Origin of the sequence: Pseudomonas sp. So3.2b, assembly GCF_019464415.1 — a bacterium.
Taxonomy (GTDB): domain Bacteria; phylum Pseudomonadota; class Gammaproteobacteria; order Pseudomonadales; family Pseudomonadaceae; genus Aquipseudomonas; species Aquipseudomonas shahriarae.
In genome coordinates, this window is the sequence record NZ_CP080494.1 from 800,236 (window position 1) to 819,137 (window position 18,902).

Annotated in this window: 16 protein-coding genes and 2 pseudogenes; 14 read left to right on the forward strand and 4 right to left on the reverse strand. The window is 61.3% G+C overall.

The annotated features are described in order from the left end of the window. Window positions 1–30: 30 nt before the first annotated feature. Window positions 31–1,566: an HDOD domain-containing protein gene (locus K1X80_RS03480; protein WP_057958146.1), complete on the reverse strand. Its 1,536-nt coding sequence runs from the start codon at window positions 1,564–1,566 to the stop codon at window positions 31–33. A gap of 166 nt (window positions 1,567–1,732) precedes the next feature. Between K1X80_RS03480 and motA the strand changes: the two genes are divergently transcribed. Continuing rightward, complete coding sequence (gene motA / locus K1X80_RS03485; protein WP_057958147.1) at window positions 1,733–2,584, forward strand: flagellar motor stator protein MotA; 852 nt, start codon at window positions 1,733–1,735, stop codon at window positions 2,582–2,584. A 3-nt stretch (window positions 2,585–2,587) separates the two neighbouring features. Then, window positions 2,588–3,610, forward strand: coding sequence for a flagellar motor protein MotB (motB, locus tag K1X80_RS03490; protein ID WP_128593134.1), 1,023 nt, complete (start codon window positions 2,588–2,590; stop codon window positions 3,608–3,610). Between the two features lie 53 nt (window positions 3,611–3,663). Here motB and K1X80_RS03495 read toward each other — a convergent pair whose 3' ends face one another. Both K1X80_RS03495 and rsgA read right to left on the reverse strand, forming a co-directional pair. Next, entirely contained in the window at window positions 3,664–4,059 is a 396-nt protein-coding gene (locus K1X80_RS03495; RefSeq protein WP_200659362.1) for a type II toxin-antitoxin system PemK/MazF family toxin, read from the reverse strand. A 283-nt stretch (window positions 4,060–4,342) separates the two neighbouring features. Next, window positions 4,343–5,374 (reverse strand): small ribosomal subunit biogenesis GTPase RsgA, encoded by a 1,032-nt coding sequence (gene rsgA / locus K1X80_RS03500; protein ID WP_057437388.1) that lies wholly within the window; start codon window positions 5,372–5,374, stop codon window positions 4,343–4,345. A 106-nt stretch (window positions 5,375–5,480) separates the two neighbouring features. On the opposite strand from rsgA, the gene orn reads away from it, so the two are divergent. Further along, entirely contained in the window at window positions 5,481–6,023 is a 543-nt protein-coding gene (gene orn / locus K1X80_RS03505; protein ID WP_220172660.1) for an oligoribonuclease, read from the forward strand. A 197-nt stretch (window positions 6,024–6,220) separates the two neighbouring features. Continuing rightward, window positions 6,221–6,835, forward strand: a complete 615-nt coding sequence (locus tag K1X80_RS03510) for a trimeric intracellular cation channel family protein (RefSeq protein WP_169851492.1) — start codon at window positions 6,221–6,223, stop codon at window positions 6,833–6,835. Here K1X80_RS03510 and queG read toward each other — a convergent pair. Next, window positions 6,817–7,896 (reverse strand): tRNA epoxyqueuosine(34) reductase QueG, encoded by a 1,080-nt coding sequence (gene queG, locus K1X80_RS03515; protein WP_057958149.1) that lies wholly within the window; start codon window positions 7,894–7,896, stop codon window positions 6,817–6,819. The genes K1X80_RS03510 and queG overlap by 19 nt on opposite strands. A 63-nt stretch (window positions 7,897–7,959) precedes the next feature. Between queG and K1X80_RS03520 the strand changes: the two are divergent. From K1X80_RS03520 to K1X80_RS03565, 10 genes and pseudogenes are all read left to right on the forward strand, one after another. Further along, window positions 7,960–8,819 (forward strand): annotated as a pseudogene (locus tag K1X80_RS03520) (NAD(P)H-hydrate dehydratase). Then, a complete protein-coding gene (gene tsaE / locus K1X80_RS03525) occupies window positions 8,807–9,274 on the forward strand; it encodes a tRNA (adenosine(37)-N6)-threonylcarbamoyltransferase complex ATPase subunit type 1 TsaE (RefSeq protein ID WP_057437400.1) in 468 nt (155 codons plus the stop codon). The pseudogene K1X80_RS03520 and the gene tsaE overlap by 13 nt, the downstream one beginning before the upstream one ends. A gap of 17 nt (window positions 9,275–9,291) precedes the next feature. Continuing rightward, window positions 9,292–10,711 (forward strand): annotated as a pseudogene (locus tag K1X80_RS03530) (N-acetylmuramoyl-L-alanine amidase). Window positions 10,712–10,725: 14 nt separating this feature from the next. Beyond that, entirely contained in the window at window positions 10,726–12,624 is a 1,899-nt protein-coding gene (mutL, locus tag K1X80_RS03535; RefSeq protein ID WP_186625919.1) for a DNA mismatch repair endonuclease MutL, read from the forward strand. Further along, window positions 12,624–13,595, forward strand: a complete 972-nt coding sequence (gene miaA, locus K1X80_RS03540; RefSeq protein WP_057958151.1) for a tRNA (adenosine(37)-N6)-dimethylallyltransferase MiaA — start codon at window positions 12,624–12,626, stop codon at window positions 13,593–13,595. The genes mutL and miaA overlap by 1 nt, the downstream gene beginning before the upstream one ends. Before the next feature lie 95 nt (window positions 13,596–13,690). Beyond that, window positions 13,691–13,951 carry an RNA chaperone Hfq gene (hfq, locus tag K1X80_RS03545; RefSeq protein WP_010221594.1) on the forward strand — a complete coding sequence of 87 codons (261 nt, stop codon included), beginning with the start codon at window positions 13,691–13,693 and terminating at the stop codon, window positions 13,949–13,951. A 12-nt stretch (window positions 13,952–13,963) separates the two neighbouring features. Continuing rightward, window positions 13,964–15,265, forward strand: a complete 1,302-nt coding sequence (gene hflX / locus K1X80_RS03550; RefSeq protein ID WP_029299582.1) for a ribosome rescue GTPase HflX — start codon at window positions 13,964–13,966, stop codon at window positions 15,263–15,265. A gap of 96 nt (window positions 15,266–15,361) precedes the next feature. Further along, the gene (hflK, locus tag K1X80_RS03555) at window positions 15,362–16,540 is read left to right on the forward strand and encodes an FtsH protease activity modulator HflK (RefSeq protein WP_057958152.1); all 1,179 of its coding nucleotides are present in this window, start codon (window positions 15,362–15,364) and stop codon (window positions 16,538–16,540) included. Further along, window positions 16,540–17,406, forward strand: coding sequence for a protease modulator HflC (gene hflC, locus K1X80_RS03560; protein WP_017849753.1), 867 nt, complete (start codon window positions 16,540–16,542; stop codon window positions 17,404–17,406). Before hflK ends, hflC begins: the two co-directional genes overlap by 1 nt. A 296-nt stretch (window positions 17,407–17,702) precedes the next feature. Continuing rightward, window positions 17,703–18,890: an ATP phosphoribosyltransferase regulatory subunit gene (locus K1X80_RS03565; RefSeq protein WP_057958153.1), complete on the forward strand. Its 1,188-nt coding sequence runs from the start codon at window positions 17,703–17,705 to the stop codon at window positions 18,888–18,890. The last annotated feature ends 12 nt before the right edge of the window (window positions 18,891–18,902 follow it).

Consider the following 18,902-nt stretch of genomic DNA (forward strand, 5'->3'; position numbering starts at 1 on the left):
TGATAAAAGAGGGCGATTGTAACGCAAGCATCAAGCGGTGCGGTTGGTAAAGCAGTGCAGGGCTTTCTCGATGCATTGGGCGGTTTTGCCGAAGGCCTGCACGGTGGTTTCGGAGAACGGCCCGCCCCCCTGGTCGGCAATCATCAGCATCACCACCCGGCCGTTACAGCTCAAGGAGCGCAGCAGCAAATGCTCGCCGACGAACAGGCGCCGCAATGAAGCAGGCAGCAGCACCGCGAATTGTGCGTGATTTTCCGGGTTGAGGCGCACTTGCGCAGGCTTTTCCAGCAAGCGTTGCAGCAGCGTGCTTTGTGCGGACTCGAGGCTCAGGTTGGCAGCGTCCTTGGGCAGGCCATCGACCTGATGCACGCGCAAAGTGGCCAAGGCCTTGTCGGCCATCAGCAACATCACGCGCTGCATGCCACTGGCAACCAGGGCCTCCTTGGCGCAGGTGGTCAAGTGCATCGCATTGGCGAAGCGGCTGGGCTCCACCAGCAGCTCAGTACAACGCTTGCGCCACACCGCCAGGGCTTCGGCGGTCGGCGGCGGTGCGGGCAGCAGGCCGCGATGCACCCGTTGCACATGCCACGGCCAGATCAGCGCCAGTGCCGGATGCCAGAGACCGGCGGTCAGGGTATGGCGCGCGCTGATGACCGCCTGTTGGTGCACCTGTTGCTGCACGTCGGCCAGTGGTTGTTGCAGGTACAACGCGGTGAGGTACTGCCAGCGCTGGGTATGGGGGCAGGCCCAGGATTCCTGGGCCGCCAGTGCCATACCATTGGCCAGTAGCACGGTATTGGCCGGCTGGTTCAGCCAGCGCCGCAGCGCCGGGTCGGCATCGAGTTTTTGCTGCTGGCTCAACGGCACTTCATCGCGGGCGATGTGCAGGGCCTTGACCAGTAAGCGTTGTTCCTTGAGCAGCAGTTGGTAGCCCTGGGACACCCAGATCGGCAGGCGCCAGGCCTCGGTCAGCTCCAGGCACAGTGCCAGCAGGGGCACGCCAAACAATTCCTGTTCGACCTTGCGTGCCGATTGACCCTTGTGGATCACCCGCAGCTCCCATTCCTCCAGGAGCTTGGGGTAGGCAACGGCCATCGGCCACAGCGGTGAAAGAAACAGCAGGCTGCCCCAATGAATATCCTGCCACAGGCGCGCCAGGCGGCTGGCAAACAGGCCGCTGGCTTGCTGCGAGGCATGTTGGCTGATCAGCTGCAATTGGCGCAGGGCCACGGGGATTTCATTGCGCGGCACCGACGGCAGGCGCGCGAGCAGTTCTTCGGTGCGCTTGAGGCCGAGGCGGTTGATCGCCACTTCAAGGTTTTCTGCGGGCTCTGCCAGGCTGCCGTGGGCCTGGTTGTTGGCTTCACGCATGACGCTCAGGACCAGTGCCGGGCTGTCTTGCATCAGCTCTGCAATATCTCGCAACGAACGGCGACTGTCGCCGATGGCCTTGCACACGGCAATGTGGCTCGCCTGCGGGACGGGCAGGAGAACCTCGTCCAGACGCTTGATCCAGCCAGCCAGAGAGTTGGGTTTTGTAGTTGGGACTGTCGTTTCGTTTGCCATGATTGGGGCGCGATCATCACTTGCGGTCAACACGCCCGGAGTGGGCCGAACTGGCTTTTCGCCTTAACGGGCTATAGTCTGGCGCAGTTTTGCCGATAAGTAGAAGAAGAGTTTTTAGATCTTCCGAATATGTCCATGAACCCGACGGCGCAAGTACTCATCCCCTATGGCTAAAATTATCGGCATCATCGTCGTCATCGCAAGCGTGCTCAGCGGATACGTTCTGTCCCACGGTAAAATTGCTGCGCTGATCCAGCCCTTCGAAGTGCTGATCATCGGCGGTGCGGCGTTTGGCGCTTTCCTGCAAGCTAACCCCAGCTACATGACCATGCACGTGCTCAAGAAATCGCTGGGCATGTTCAGCTCGCGCTTTTCCCACACGTTCTACCTGGAAGTGTTGGGCCTGGTCTACGAGATCCTTAACAAGAGCCGCCGTGAAGGCATGATGGCTATCGAGGCTGATATCGAGGACGCTGCGGCGAGCCCGATCTTCGCCAAGTACCCGGCCGTGCTCAAGGACGACCGCATGACTGCCTACATCTGCGACTATCTGCGCATCATGTCCTCCGGCAACATGGCCCCCCACGAGCTGGAAGGCTTGTTCGACATGGAGCTGTTCAGCCTCAAGGAAGAAATCGAACACCCGTCCCATGCCGTGAACGGTATCGCTGATGGCATGCCCGGTTTCGGTATCGTCGCGGCGGTGCTGGGAATCGTGGTGACCATGGCGTCGTTGGGCGAGGGCGACCAGGCCGCGATCGGCAAGCATGTCGGTGCGGCGCTGGTGGGGACCTTCTTCGGTATTCTCGCGGCCTATGGCTTCTTTGGCCCGCTGGCCACCTCCCTGGCCCACGACGCCAAGGAAGAGATGAATATCTACGAAGCGATCAAGGCGTCCCTGGTGGCTTCGGCTTCCGGCATGCCGCCATCCCTGGCGGTGGAGTTCGGGCGCAAGGTGCTGTATCCGAAGCACCGTCCAAGCTTTGCCGAGCTGGAACAAGCAGTTCGCGGTCGCTAAGCCATGGAAAACAACCAGCCGATTATCATCAAGCGCGTCAAGCGCTTCGCTGCCGGGCACCACGGTGGTGCCTGGAAAATTGCCTTCGCTGACTTTGCGACGGCGATGATGGCGTTCTTTTTGGTGTTGTGGCTGATGTCCACCGCGACGCCGGAACAGAAGATCGCCATCGCCGGTTACTTCAAGGATCCCATTGGGTTTTCCGAGAGCGGCACGCCGTTTGTGATCGACTTGGGCGGCTCGCCCGAATTGGCCCCTGAGCGCACCATCAACCCGGAGGTGCAGACCGAAGCGCCCCAGGAAAATATCCCGATCGAACGCCAGACCGTCGAGAGCATGGCCGAACAGGTCGAGCAGGAACGCCTGGAGCTGTTACTGCAAGAGTTGCAGAACAAGGTCGATGAAAACCCGCAATTGCAAAAATTCAAGGATCAGATCCACTTCGATATCACCCAGGATGGCCTGCGTATCCAGATCATGGATGCGGCCAATCGACCGATGTTCGACTCTGGCAGTGCGCGCCTGAAGTCTTACTTCGAAGACATCCTGCTGGCCATGGCCGACACCATCAAGGCGGTGCCGAACAAGATCAGCGTCAGCGGCCACACCGATGCCAAGCCGTATTCGGGCCTGGGCGATTTCGGTAACTGGGAGTTGTCGGCCAACCGTGCCAACGCCGCCCGCCGTGTCCTGGTGGCCGGCAGCTATCCGGATACCCAGGTGGCGCGCGTCGTGGGCTTTGCTTCATCCCAGCTGTTTGATGTCCAGGACCCGTTCAACCCGATCAACCGGCGCATTGATATTGTGGTGCTGACCAAAAAGGCCCAGCGTGCCATCGAAGGCGAGCAGGGTGCCCCTGCGCCGGTACCGACCCAGGGCGAGGGCGCGCCGGGTGAAGTGCCGGTAGACCCGAATGCCCTGCCACCCGAGCAGCAGCCGTTGCCGGCCCATGAGTTGCGGCAGAAGCTGAATCTGTTTGATGAGGGCGGGGTAAAGGCTCCTACGGTGCCTGCGCCAGGCTCGTAGGCGTACCGTCTAAATGAAAGCGCCCCGATCAGTCGGGGCGTTTTTACTTGTGCTCAAAGTGGGAGGTAGGCTTTGACGCCACTGATCACGCCTTGCATATCATCGGTATTCAGCCGCGGTACGAAGTACTCCCGACCTTTGGAGCGGGTCTTTCTATGCAGCTTGTCGAGGCGCTCGAAACTCACGGTATAGATCATGTCGCACTTCACCCACAGCTCTTTGTAGCCATCGGACTGAAGGGGGTTGATGTGTAACAGGTGGTGCCAGGCATGCTGGACTTCGGGGGCAGTAGAGGCGATCGGGACTACAGTGCACAGCCTGCGATTGTGGCTGGAGGTAGGGGATATCACCACGACTTTACGGATCTTCAGCATTTCAGGGGCGACAAAGCCTCGTGTGAAATCGCAGAGAAGAACATCGCCTTGTTTGGGGTGATAGTAGAGAGTCAATCGAATGTCCCACAAAAGCAAAGCCGCCCGAAGGCGGCTTCATTCGACACGCAGTGGAGCTTGCTTCGCCCCTTCTGCGCCGCTGGATCAACTCCGGGAAGGATCCAGACTCCTGCCGACTTTCGCCGGTAACGGAGTGATTATGGGCATCAGGAATTCCGAATTCAAGCTGGCTTGTGTCAACGAGCCACCCAGTTGTCCTGAATTCTTGATGCCGGCCCCTATTAAATCAATGGAGTAGGGGGTTGCAGGCTGCACTTAAAGTGTATCGAGGCATGGCCACTCAGTAACTGCTTTCCGGCAAACTCGCGATGATTGAGCGATAGCTGTTCATGCGTTGTTGCTGCACGCGCCCGTCTTCCAGGGCCTTGAGCAACGCACAACCCGGCTCGCGGTCGTGCTTGCAGTCGCGGAAGCGGCACGTGCCGATCAAGTCGTTGAACTCGATGAAACCCGCTTCTACATCTGCGCGGCTGACGTGGCCCAGGCCGAATTCACGGATGCCGGGGGAGTCGATCAGCTCGCCACCGCCCGGGAAGTGGAACAGGCGTGCGGTGGTGGTGGTGTGCGTACCCTGGCCGGACAGCTCCGACAGCGGGCCGACGCGGGTCTCGACTTCCGGTAGCAGGCTGTTGACCAGCGACGACTTACCCACGCCCGACTGGCCGACGAACACGCTGATGCGCCCGTCCAACTGCTGTTGCAGCTGTTCCATGCCGTTGCCATGGTGTGCCGAGACTTCCAGCACCGGGTAGCCCAACTGCCGATACACCGCAAGCAACGCATTCAGCGCCGGGGCGTTCTGGTCGTCGATCAGGTCGAATTTGTTCAGCAGCAACAGCGGGCGGATGCCAGCGTGCTCGGCCGCCACCAGGTAGCGGTCGATCAGGTTGGCGTGTGGCTCGGGCAGCGGGGCGAAGACGATGACAATCATGTCGACGTTGGCCGCCACCGGCTTGAGTTGGCCACGGCTGTCCGGGCGGCGCAGTTCGGTGCTGCGCGGCAGTTGCGCGACGATCACCCCGATGCCTTGGTTGCCGGCACGCCACACCACTTTGTCGCCGGTTACCAGGGCCGGCAGGTTGGCGCGCAGGTGGCAGCGGAACACTTCGCCGGCCAGCTCGCCCTCCAGGGCCTCGACTTCGACCTGCACCCCAAAGTGCGCGATCACCAGGCCCGTTTGTTCGGGGCCCAGGTCGCCACCCTCCAGCGCTTCCACGGCGGAAGATTCACGTTTGGCGGCGCGGGCAGCGCGTTCACCCTGGATTTTTTCGATGCGCCAGTTTTGGCGACGGTTGAGCTGGCGTTTGGCCATTGGTGTTCCGTGTCGATAATGCAAAGGTTGGATAAAACGGTCGCGAGTCTAGCACGCCCCGCCTGCTAAACTGCGCAGCTACGCCAAGGTGCCAAGGAACCACGACATGCAAAACCCACAGAACCTGATTTGGATCGATCTGGAAATGACCGGTCTGAACCCTGACACCGACGTCATCATCGAGATGGCGACCATTGTCACCGACAGCAACCTCAACACCTTGGCCGAAGGTCCGGTGATCGCCATCCACCACAGCGACGCGGTGCTGGCCACCATGGACGAGTGGAACACCCGCACCCACGGCAACTCGGGCCTGACCCAGCGCGTGCGCGACAGCCGCATCAGCATGGCCGAGGCTGAGGCCCAGACGATTGCCTTCCTGGAAAAGTGGGTGCCCAAGGGCAAGTCGCCGATCTGTGGCAACAGCATCTGCCAGGACCGCCGCTTCCTTTATACCCATATGAAGGGGCTGGAAAGCTACTTCCACTACCGCAACCTCGATGTGTCGACCTTGAAAGAACTGGCCGCGCGTTGGGCGCCAGATGTCAAGGACAGCTTCCATAAGGGCAGCACCCACCTGGCCCTGGATGATATCCGCGAGTCGATTGCCGAGTTGCAGCATTACCGCAAGCATTTCATCAAGGCTTGAGTTCGTGGCGCCAGGGCTGGCGCCATCGCGGGCAAGCCCGCTCCCACAGTTGCTGTGTGGTGTGTGCAAAGTTCTGTGCCCTCAAACCACACACTTGATCGCATTCCAAGTGTGGGCATGCTCGGTCTTTCGCCGAGCGCCCCCTTTTGGTGCCCTCGCCAAATGATTAGACTGCGCGCCTCTTTGCAAGGATCGCCATCATGCTGCTGATGCTCTACCTCATCGCCATCACCGCCGAAGCCATGACCGGCGCCTTGTCCGCCGGCCGTCGTGGCATGGACTGGTTTGGCGTGGTGTTGATCGCCTGCGTGACGGCGCTGGGTGGCGGTTCGGTGCGCGATGTGTTGCTCGGCCATTACCCGCTGACCTGGGTCAAACACCCGGAATACCTGGTGCTGACCTCGGTAGCGGCATTGGTGACGATCTTTATCGCCCCGCTGATGCGCCACTTGCGCTCACTGTTTTTGGCGCTGGACGCCGTAGGCCTGGTGGCTTTCACCCTGATCGGCTGCATGACGGCCCTGGAAATGGGGCACGGCATGCTGGTGGCCTCGGTCAGCGGGGTGATTACCGGAGTCTTCGGCGGGATCCTGCGGGATATTTTCTGTAATGATATTCCGTTGATCTTCCGCCGCGAGTTGTATGCCAGCGTGTCGTTCCTCGCCGCCTGGTGCTACATGCTGTGCATCTACCTCGAACTGCCCAGCGAGCAAGCGATTCTGCTCACCCTGTTCAGCGGTTTTCTACTGCGACTGCTGGCCATCCGCTTTCACTGGGAAATGCCCAAGTTCGTCTACAACGACGAACATTGACGCGTCGCGTGCTGGTTCAGCGCCCATTCGACATGTTCGCGGACCAGTTCGGAGGGGTAGTCCCGGCGCGCCTTCAAGGCTTCCAGCACCGGAATGCTGGAAGGCGCGTTGCCCAAGCCCACGGCCAGGTTACGCAGCCAACGCTCATAACCGGCGCGGCGTAGCGGCGAGCCTTCGGTGCTGCTGAGGAATTTATCCTCATCCCACATAAATAACTCGGCCAGTTCGGCGTTATCCAGGTTGTGGCGCGGCTTGAAATCGCTTTCTCCTGAAGGTCGGGCGAAACGATTCCACGGGCAAACGATCTGACAGTCATCGCAGCCGAACACGCGGTTGCCAATCAGTGGCCGCAGATCCTCGGGGATTGCGCTCTTGAGTTCGATGGTCAAGTAGGAAATGCAGCGCCGGGCGTCCAGCACATAGGGCCCGACGAAGGCATTGGTGGGGCAGATGTCCAGGCAGGCGGTGCAGCGGCCGCAGTGTTCGGTGCTGTGGGGCGGGTCGACGGGCAGTGGCAGGTCGACGAACAGTTCGCTGAGGAAGAAGTAGCTACCGGCCTTGCGGTTGAGGACCAGGGTGTTTTTGCCGATCCAGCCCAGGCCGGCTTGTTCGGCGATGGCTTTTTCCAGCACTGGGGCGCTGTCGACGAAGGCGCGAAAACCAAACGGTCCGATCTGTGCCTGGATGCGGTCGGCCAGTTGCTGCACGCGCTTGCGGATCAGCTTGTGGTAGTCGCGGCCCAGGGCGTAGCGGGAGATATAGGCTTTTTCGGGTTGGGCCAGCAGCTGCGCCATTTGCGTATCGCCGGGCAGGTAATCCATGCGCAGGGACACCACGCGCAAGGTGCCGGGTACCAACTCGTCCGGGTGCGAGCGTTTGCTGCCATGGGCGCCCATGTAGTCCATCTCGCCGTGGTAGCCCGCGTCGAGCCAGCGCTGCAGGTGCTGTTCATGCTCAGCCAGGTCCAGGCCGCTGATGCCGACTTGTTGAAAGCCCAGCTCGCGACCCCAGTCTTTGATCGATTGGGCGAGGGCGGGCAGATCGGTGGTAATAGCAGGCATGAGACGAGAGAAACCGCAGGTTAGATGCGTATAATTCTGCCAGACATCGGAGCTTGAAGACGCATGCCGCAGACAAAACACGAAATAACCGACGTGCAGCCCCTGTTGCCCGGCCAATTGCCGCAACTGGCTGCGCGTTCCCCAGAGGCCCACAAGGGGCAGTTTGGCCACGTCCTGGTGATTGGTGGCGACCATGGTTTTGGCGGCGCGGCGCTACTGAGTGCCGAAAGCGCTTTGCGCAGCGGCGCTGGCCTGGTGTCCCTGGCGACCCGCAGTGAACATGTCCCCGCCGCTTTGACCCGCTTGCCGGAAGTCATGGTGCGCGGGGTGCATTCGGCCAATCAGTTGATGGGCTTGCTGGAAAAAGTCTCGGTGATGGTTGTCGGCCCTGGCCTGGGCGACATGGCGTGGGGCAAAAGCCTGCTGTCGGTGGCCGCCAATGCCCGGCAACCCCAGGTCTGGGATGCCGATGCGCTGAACCTGCTGGCCGCAGGCCATGTAACCTTGCCGGCCGATTGCGTGATCACTCCGCACCCAGGGGAGGCGGCGCGGCTGATGGGGATCTCGACAGCCGAGGTTCAGGCCGACCGGCTTAAGGTGGCGCGCGCGCTGAGCCAGAAATTCAATGCAGTCACGGTGCTCAAGGGCGCGGGCAGCCTGATCGCCAGCCCGGATGGGCGGGTGGCGCGCTGTGACCAGGGGCATCCGGCCATGGCATCGGCGGGCCTGGGGATGTGCTCGCCGGCTTGACCGGCGCGCTGCTGGCCCAAGGCATGCCAGCGTTCGAGGCCGCCAGCCTGGCAGTGTGGTTGCACGCCACGGCGGGCGATCGTCAGGGCACCTTGGGTCGCGGCCTGGTGGCCAGTGACCTGATTCCCGCCATTCGTCAGTTGTTGGAGGAGCAGTCACCGTGTCTGAAGTAACGCTGTTTATAGCGGATGAAGAGGCCATGGTGGCTCTCGGCAAAAGCATTGCCGAGATCACCGGGGGTGTGGGCCTGATTTTTCTGCAAGGTGATCTGGGCGCCGGCAAAACCACGCTGTCGCGCGGCATCATTCGCGGGCTTGGGCATAGTGGTGCAGTGAAAAGTCCGACGTTCACCCTGGTAGAACCTTACGAGATCGGTGAGGTGCGGGCGTTCCATTTCGACCTGTATCGCCTGGTGGATCCCGAGGAATTGGAGTACATGGGCATCCGCGATTACTTCGATGGCGACGCCTTGTGCCTGATCGAGTGGCCGGACAAGGGCACAGGCTTTTTGCCAAAGCCCGACCTGACCATTACCATTACTGCGCATAACCATGGGCGTCAGTTGAAATTGTTGTCCCAGAGCGCGCGCAGTGAGTCCTGGTGTGCCGCTTTGGCTTTGAAATTCTAATAATGGGTGGGTTAGGTATGCGCTTTCGCGCGTTGGTTGCTGTCGTGGGGGTGTTGCTTGCGGCAATGACTGTCAATGCTCTGGCTGCTTCACAGGTGAAAAGTGTGCGCCTGTGGCGAGCTCCGGATAACACGCGACTGGTGTTCGACCTGTCTGGCCCGGTCCAGCACAGTGTCTTTACCCTGACGGCGCCTGATCGCCTGGTGATTGACATCAACGGTGCGACCCTGGCCGCGCCCCTGAAGGTCTCCACTGCGAACACGCCGATTACCGCGATGCGCTCGGCCCAGCGCACGCCGACCGACCTGCGGGTGGTCATCGACCTGAAAAAGGTCGTGACGCCGAAGAGTTTTTCCCTCGCGCCGAACGCCCAGTATGGCAACCGCCTGGTGGTCGATCTGTTCGATAACCCTGCCGATGCGGCACCAGCCCCTGCACCTGCGCCTTCTGTCGCCACCACGCCAGCCGTGCCGGTCAGCCCCGCGCAGCCCCAGGTCAAGTTGCCACCGCTGCCGCCAGCCCCGGCCGGCAAACGTGACGTCATCGTGGTGATCGACGCCGGCCACGGCGGTGAAGACCCGGGCGCCTCGGGCTCCCGTGGCCAGCACGAAAAGACGTGGTCCTGGCCATCGCCCGCGAATTGCAGCGCCAGATCAACGGGATGAAAGGCTACCGCGCCGAATTGACCCGTACCGGCGACTACTTCATCCGCTGCGCGGGCGTACCGAAATCGCCCGCAAGAAGGGCGCCGACCTGTTCGTGTCGATCCACGCCGACGCCGCCCCGTCGAAGGCCGCCTTTGGCGCCTCGGTGTTTGCCCTGTCGGATCGTGGCGCCACATCCGAGACCGCACGCTGGCTGGCCGACAGCGAAAACCGTTCCGACTTGATCGGCGGTGCCGGCAACGTGTCCCTGGATGACAAGGACCGCATGCTCGCGGGTGTATTGCTGGATCTGTCGATGACTGCCTCGCTGACCTCCAGCCTGAACGTCGGGCAGAAAGTCCTGACCAACATGGGCCGGGTGACCCCGTTGCACAAGCAGCGGGTGGAGCAGGCCGGGTTTATGGTGCTCAAGTCGCCGGATATCCCGTCGATCCTGGTCGAAACCGGCTTTATCTCCAACGCCAACGAAGCCAACAAGCTGGCCAGCGCCAGCCACCAGCAGGCGCTGGCGCGCTCCATCAGTTCCGGCGTGCGTCAGTTCTTCCAGCAGAACCCGCCGCCGGGCACCTATATCGCCTGGCTACGGGACTCCGGGAAAATCGCCCAGGGCCCGCGTGATCACCGGGTGCAGCCCGGCGACACCTTGGCCATGCTGGCCGTGCGTTTCCAGGTTTCGGCCGCCACCTTGCGCAGCGCCAATAACCTGAAAACCGATGAGCTGAAAGTCGGCCAGGTGTTGACCATCCCCAGCACTAAGTTGGCAGCACAGTAATGAGCGAATCGGTATTGAACAGCGCTTCGCGCATCGAACTGCTCAGCCCGCGGCTGGCTAACCAGATCGCTGCGGGCGAGGTGGTTGAGCGCCCGGCGTCGGTGATCAAGGAGCTGCTGGAAAACAGCCTCGACTCCGGCGCCAAGCGCATCGACGTGGATGTCGAGCAGGGCGGCGTCAAGCTGCTGCGGGTGCGCGACGACGGTAGCGGGATTTCCTCGGACGACCTGCCGCTGGCACTGGCACGCCATGCCACCAGCAAAATCCGTGACCTGGAAGACCTTGAGCGGGTGATGAGCCTGGGCTTTCGTGGTGAGGCGCTGGCATCAATCAGCTCCGTGGCGCGCCTGACCTTGACCTCCCGCACCCGTGGCGCCGAACAGGCCTGGCAGGTGGAAACCGAAGGCCGTGACATGGCCCCTCGGGTCCAGCCGGCAGCCCATCCAGTGGGCACCTCGGTGGAAGTGCGCGACCTGTTCTTCAATACCCCGGCGCGGCGCAAATTCCTCAAGGCCGAAAAAACCGAATTCGATCACCTGCAAGAAGTCATCAAGCGCCTGGCCCTGGCGCGCTTTGATGTGGCCTTCCACCTGCGCCACAACGGCAAGACCATCCTCAGCCTGCATGAGGCCAATGACGATGCCGCCCGCGCCCGACGCGTGTCGGCAATCTGCGGCGCAGGCTTCCTGGAACAGGCGCTGCCGATTGAGATCGAGCGTAACGGCCTGCATTTGTGGGGTTGGGTCGGCCTGCCGACGTTCTCCCGCAGCCAGGCAGACTTGCAGTATTTCTTTGTGAATGGCCGTGCCGTACGCGACAAGCTGGTGGCCCATGCGGTGCGCCAGGCCTATCGCGACGTGCTGTTCAATGGCCGGCACCCAACCTTTGTGCTGTTTTTTGAAGTGGACCCCGCGGTGGTCGACGTCAACGTGCACCCGACCAAGCACGAGGTGCGCTTCCGTGACGGGCGCATGGTCCATGACTTCCTCTATGGCACCTTGCACCGTGCCTTGGGCGATGTGCGCCCGGACGATCAACTGGCGGCGCCGATTGTCACCGCCGTCGTCCGCCCGACAGGGCCGGAGGCCGGTGAATTCGGGCCCCAGGGCGAAATGAGCCTGGCGGCCAACCTGCTGCAATCGCCGCAAGCCCAGCCAAGTTACCCGGCGCCGGGTTCCGGCGCGGGGGCGGGCTATCAGTATCAATACACCCCGCGTCCGCAATCGGCGGTGCCGGTGGCCGAGGCCCAGGCGGCCTATCGCGAATTCTTCGCGCCGCTGCCCGATGCCGAGTCGGGCGCAGTGGCCCTGCCGGAAGGCGGCGGTGATATCCCGCCCCTGGGTTATGCCCTGGCCCAGCTCAAGGGCATCTATATCCTCGCGGAAAACGCCCACGGCCTGGTGCTGGTGGACATGCACGCGGCCCACGAACGGATCATGTACGAGCGCCTGAAGATCGCCATGGCCAGTGAAGGCCTGAGCGGCCAGCCATTGCTGGTGCCGGAGTCCCTGGCGGTGAGCCAGCGGGAAGCCGATTGCGCCGAGGAGCACCACGCGGTGTTCCAGAAACTGGGTTTTGAGTTGCAGCGCCTGGGCCCGGAAACCCTGGCCATCCGGCAGATTCCCGCCCTGCTCAAGCAGGCCGAGGCCAATCGGCTGGTGGCCGACGTGCTGGCGGACCTGATGGAATACGGCACCAGTGACCGGATCCAGGCGCATATCAACGAACTGCTCGGCACCATGGCCTGCCACGGCGCGATCCGCGCCAACCGGCGCCTGGCCCTGCCGGAAATGAACGGCCTGCTGCGGGACATGGAAAACACCGAGCGCAGTGGCCAGTGCAACCATGGCCGACCGACCTGGACCCAAATGGGCCTGGATGATCTGGACAAACTATTCCTGCGCGGCCGCTGATGAGCTCTCTACCTCCCGCCATCTTCCTGATGGGCCCGACGGCCGCCGGCAAGACAGACCTTGCGATCGAGCTGACCAAGGTTTTGCCCTGTGAGCTGATCAGTGTCGATTCAGCCCTGGTTTACCGGGACATGGACATTGGTACCGCCAAGCCGTCCAAGGAGCTGTTGGCCGCCCATCCCCATCGACTGATCGACATTATTGATCCATCGCAAAGCTACTCGGCGGCGGATTTTCGTACCGATGCCCTGGCGGCCATGGCTGAAATCACCGCGCGGGGCAATATCCCGCTGCTGGTGGGCGGCACGATGCTCTATTACAAGGCGCTGCAGGAAGGCTTGGCCGACATGCCGCCCGCCGATCCGCAGGTGCGCGCCGAAATCGAAGAAGAGGCTGCACGCCTTGGTTGGCAGGCCCTGCACGAGCAATTGGCGGCGATTGACCCGGTATCTGCCGCGCGCATTCACCCCAACGACCCCCAGCGCCTGAGCCGGGCTCTGGAAGTCTGGCGCGTGAGTGGCCAGACAATGACGGCCCATCGCCTCAGACAATCTGCGCAAAGTACTGACGCAGGCACCTCTGGACCGGGACAATTGCCCTATACTGTCGCCAATCTGGCTATCGCTCCGGCGAATCGGCAGGTGCTGCATGAACGAATTGCACAAAGATTCACAATTATGTTGGAACAGGGGTTCGTGGAGGAGGTCGTAGCACTGCGTTCAAGAGGTGATCTGCATCCGGGATTGCCTTCGATACGTGCTGTAGGCTACCGCCAAGTCTGGGATCATCTGGATGGCAAGCTGACGTCAGCCGAAATGCAGGAGCGCGGCATTATTGCCACGCGCCAATTGGCAAAACGCCAGTTCACTTGGCTGCGCAGTTGGACTGACCTGCATTGGCTGGACAGTCTGGATTGCGACAATCTGTCACGCGCCTTGAAATACTTGGGAACGGTCTCCATATTGAGCTGAGTCCTTGCAATTGCCGTCTATCCTTGGGGGTGTGACGGTCACAAGCTATCTATTTTTCCGATTTTTTATTATTGATCCTTAAAGGAGTGCGGCACATGTCAAAAGGGCATTCGCTACAAGACCCTTACTTGAATACTTTACGTAAAGAGAAAGTTGGGGTTTCCATCTATCTGGTCAACGGCATCAAGCTGCAAGGTACGATCGAGTCTTTCGACCAGTTCGTGATCCTGCTGAAAAACACCGTCAGCCAGATGGTCTACAAACACGCTATCTCGACAGTAGTGCCGGTTCGTCCAATTCGTCTGCCTAGCGCAACCGAATCCGAACAGGGTGACGCTGAGCCAGGTAACGCCTGATAGGAGTCTCCTTTGTTCTTTGAGCGCCACGGTGGTGGTGAGCGAGTAATCCTCGTTCACTTGGATGGACAGGACCCTGAGGCGCGCGAAGATCCGCAGGAGTTTCAGGAGCTGGCAAATTCGGCCGGCGCCGAGACCGTCGCGTTTTTTAACGTGCCGCGTCATCGGCCAACCGCCAAATTTCTGATTGGCAGCGGCAAGGTCGAGGAACTGCGCGACCTGGTCCATGCCGAAGAAGCCGATCTGGTTATCTTCAATCACATCCTCACGCCCAGTCAGGAACGTAACCTCGAACGTGTTTTCGAGTGTCGCGTGATTGACCGTACCGGTCTGATTCTCGATATCTTCGCCCAACGCGCCCGTACCCATGAAGGCAAGCTCCAGGTCGAACTGGCCCAGCTTGACCACATGAGCACCCGCCTGGTTCGCGGCTGGACGCACCTTGAGCGTCAGGGTGGCGGTATCGGCATGCGTGGGCCGGGTGAAACCCAACTCGAAACCGACCGGCGTCTGCTGCGGGTGCGCCTGCGCCAGATCAAGGGCCGGCTGGAGAAGGTGCGCAGTCAGCGCGAGCAATCGCGACGCGGCCGTACCCGTGCGGATATCCCTACCGTGTCCCTGGTGGGCTACACCAACGCCGGTAAATCCACGCTGTTCAACAACGTGACCAAATCGGACGTGTACGCGGCAGACCAATTGTTCGCCACCCTTGACCCGACCTTGCGCCGTCTGGAACTCGACGACTTGGGGCCGATTGTGCTGGCCGACACTGTGGGCTTCATCCGCCACTTGCCGCACAAGCTGGTCGAGGCATTCCGGTCTACGCTCGAAGAGTCGAGCAACTCCGACCTGCTGCTGCACGTCATTGATGCGGCCGAGCCTGACCGGATGTTGCAGATCGAGCAGGTCATGGTAGTACTGGGTGAGATTGGCGCCCAGGACTTGCCGATCCTCGAGGTCTATAACAAACTCGATTTGCTTGAAGGTGTGGAGCCGCAAATCCAGCGCGACGAAAACGGCAGGCCCCAGCGGGTCTGGCTGTCGGCGCGGGACGGTAGTGGTCTGGAATTGCTTGAGCAGGCGATTGCCGAGTTGCTCGGTGGCGATTTGTTCGTCGGCACCTTGCGCTTGCCTCAGCGTTTTGCTCGACTGCGTGCTCAGTTCTTTGAACTGGGTGCCGTACAGAAAGAAGAACACGACGAAGAGGGTGTCAGCCTGCTGGCTGTTCGTTTGCCTCGTTCGGAGCTCAATCGGCTGGTGAGTCGTGAGGGCGTTGTACCGACGGAGTTCCTCGAACAACACACTTTGCAATAAAAGCCTGAGAAAGCGGTTGTGCCGCTGTGGCAGGCATTCTGTAGCATTGGTCGGCGCGCCGTGGGTGCGTCTTTGCTTTATCAGATGGAGAGCGCTATGGCTTGGAATGAGCCGGGTGGCAACTCGAATAATCAGGATCCTTGGGGTGGTAAACGCCGCAATAATGGCGACCGCAAGGGGCCACCAGATCTCGACGAGGCCTTCCGAAAGCTGCAGGAAAGCCTGAATGGGTTGTTCGGTGGTGGAAAAAAACGTGGTGGTGACGACGGCGGTCGCACAGGCAAGGGCGGCGGCTACGGCCTGCTTGGCCTGGGCCTCGTGGCGCTGGCGGCTGTCTGGCTGTACAGCGCGGTCTATGTGGTGGACGAGCAGGAGCAAGCCGTGGTGCTGCGCTTCGGCAAGTACTACGAGACTGTCGGCCCCGGCCTGAATATCTACTTCCCGCCGATCGACAAGAAGTACATGGAGAACGTCACGCGTGAGCGTGCCTACACCAAGCAGGGCCAGATGCTGACCGAAGACGAGAACATCGTCGAAGTGCCGCTGACCGTGCAGTACAAGATCAGCAATCTGCAGGACTTCGTGCTTAACGTCGACCAGCCGGAAATCAGCTTGCAGCACGCGACCGAAAGCGCCCTGCGCCACGTAGTGGGTTCCACTGCGATGGACCAGGTGCTGACCGAAGGCCGTGAACTGATGGCCAGCGAGATCAAGGAGCGCCTGCAACGGTTCCTCGATACCTATCGCACCGGTATCACCGTTACCCAGGTCAACGTACAGAGCGCAGCGGCACCGCGTGAAGTGCAGGAAGCCTTCGATGACGTGATCCGTGCCCGTGAAGACGAGCAGCGTTCGCGCAACCAGGCTGAAACCTACGCCAACGGCGTGGTGCCGGAAGCCCGTGGTCAGGCCCAGCGCATCATTGAAGATGCCAACGGTTACCGCGACGAAGTCGTGTCCCGCGCCAAGGGTGAGGCTGACCGCTTCACCAAGCTGGTGGCCGAGTACCGCAAGGCACCGGAAGTCACCCGCGAGCGTCTGTACCTGGACACCATGCAGGAAGTCTTCACCAACACCAGCAAGGTTCTCGTGACCGGCAACAAGGGTGGGCAGAACAACCTGCTGTACCTGCCGCTGGACAAGATGATCGAAGGTGGTCGTAGTGCCGGCAGTACTTCGTCTTCCGCCAGTTCGACTGCCGCTGCCAACGAAGCGAGCGCCCGTGCGGCCGCTGACTTGCAGCAACAGCAAACACGTTCCCGGGAGAGTCGTTGATGAGCAATAAATCGCTGACCGCCCTGATTGTGGGCGTCGTCGTGGTCATCGCTGCCTGGAACTGCTTCTACATCGTGGCTCAGACCGAGCGTGCGGTGTTGCTGCAATTCGGGCGTGTGGTTCAGGCGGATGTCCAGCCGGGCCTGCATGTGAAAGTCCCCTACGTCAACCAGGTGCGCAAGTTTGACGCCCGCCTGATGACCCTGGATGCACCGACACAGCGTTTCCTGACCCTGGAAAAGAAAGCCGTGATGGTTGACGCCTACGCCAAGTGGCGCGTCAAGGATGCCGAGCGCTTCTACACCGCGACTTCCGGCCTCAAGCAGATTGCCGACGAGCGTTTGTCCCGTCGTCTGGAATCGGGCCTGCGCGACCAGTTTGGTAAGCGCACCCTGCACGAGGTGGTATCCGGTGAACGTGATGCGCTGATGGCTGACATCACCCGTTCGCTGAACACCATGGCGGAAAAAGAGCTGGGTATCGAAGTGGTCGATGTTCGAGTCAAGGCCATTGACCTGCCCAAGGAAGTGAACCGCAGCGTGTTCGAGCGTATGAGCACCGAGCGTGAGCGTGAGGCGCGTGAGCACCGTGCCAAGGGTAACGAACTGGCTGAAGGTATCCGTGCGGATGCCGACCGTCAGCGTCGCGTACTGTTGGCAGAGGCCTATCGTGAGTCCGAAGAGGCTCGTGGTGATGGTGATGCCCAAGCCGCGTCGATCTACGCCAAGGCTTATGGCCAGGACCAGGAGTTCTACGCGTTCTACCGTAGCCTGCGTGCCTACCGTGAAAGCTTTGCGAACAAAACCGATGTCATGGTGCTGGACCCAAGTAGCGATTTCTTCCGCTACCTGGAAAAGTCCAAGTAACCCGCTGACTGGCTGGTTCCACTCCGTCGGGCGGCTAAAACGCTCGGCGGGGTGATCCTTTCGGAAAACGGGTGTATGATGCGGCAGCCGGGAAATTCCCGGCTTTTTTGCGTCTGCATGTTTGATTGTTGTTGTGCGTTGCAGGCGTGACAGGTTTTTCGAGGAAAGTGCCCGACGAGGCCGTCTACAGGCCATTCGTCACGTCGCTCTTGCGCGTGGTTTATGCAGGGGCCGGGTATTTTCTGCTTCACTCAAGGCTCGCCCAAGGGCAGGCCGGGTCATAGGGGAATGGCGTAATGGCAACGGTAGACCGCTGGCTGCTGCCAGATGGCATCGAAGAAGTACTGCCACCAGAGGCTGCGCGTATTGAAATCGCGCGTCGCCAGGTGTTGGATCTGTTCCAGAGCTGGGGTTACGAGTTTGTCGTGACTCCCCATATCGAGTACCTGGAATCCCTGCTGACCGGCGCGGGCCAGGACCTGGATCTGCGCACCTTCAAGGTCATCGACCCGCAATCGGGCCGGCAAATGGGCTTTCGCGCCGACATCACGCCGCAAGTGGCGCGCATTGATGCGCATACCTTGCGTCGTGAAGGGCCGAGCCGCCTGTGCTACGCCGGCAGCGTGCTGCATGCGCAACCGCGCGCCTTGTCATCGTCCCGTAGCCCGATCCAGTTGGGCGCCGAGTTGTATGGCGATGCGAGCCCGAGCAGCGACGTTGAAGTCATCAGCCTGATGCTGGCGATGCTGCAACTGGCCGATGTGCCGGATGTCCACATGGACCTGGGGCATGTCGGTATCTACCGTGGCCTGGCCCGTGCGGCCGGTTTGTCCGGCGAAGTGGAGCAGCAGTTGTTCGATGCCCTGCAGCGCAAGGCCATCGACGAAGTGATCGCCCTGACCGAAGGCGTGCCTGCCGACCTGGCTGGCATGCTGCGTGCGCTGGTGGACCTGTGTGGTGGTCGCGAAGTGCTGACCGCTGCCCGTGATCGCCTGGCCAACGCGCCGGCCCCGGTGCTGGCGGCCCTGGACGACGTGCTGGCGATTGCCGAGCAGTTGTCGGCGCGCTTCCCGCAACTGCCGTTGTATTTTGACCTGGGTGAGTTGCGCGGCTACCACTACCACACCGGTGTGGTGTTCGCGGTGTTTGTTCCGGGCGTTGGCCAAGCCATCGCCCAGGGCGGTCGTTATGACGATATCGGCGCCGACTTCGGTCGTGCCCGTCCGGCGACTGGCTTTTCCACCGATTTGAAAACCCTGGTGACCCTGGGGCGTGCTGAAGTCGAGCTACCGTCTGGCGGTATCTGGATGCCAGACAGTACGGACGCGGCACTCTGGCAGCAGGTCTGCCAGTTGCGCAGTGAGGGTCAGCGTGTCGTCCAGGCCTTGCCTGGGCAGCCATTGGCCGCCGCCCGTGAAGCGGACTGCGACCGGCAATTGATTCAGCAGAACGGGCTTTGGCAAGTATCGCCACTGGCTTCTTGAGTTTTCCTGCCG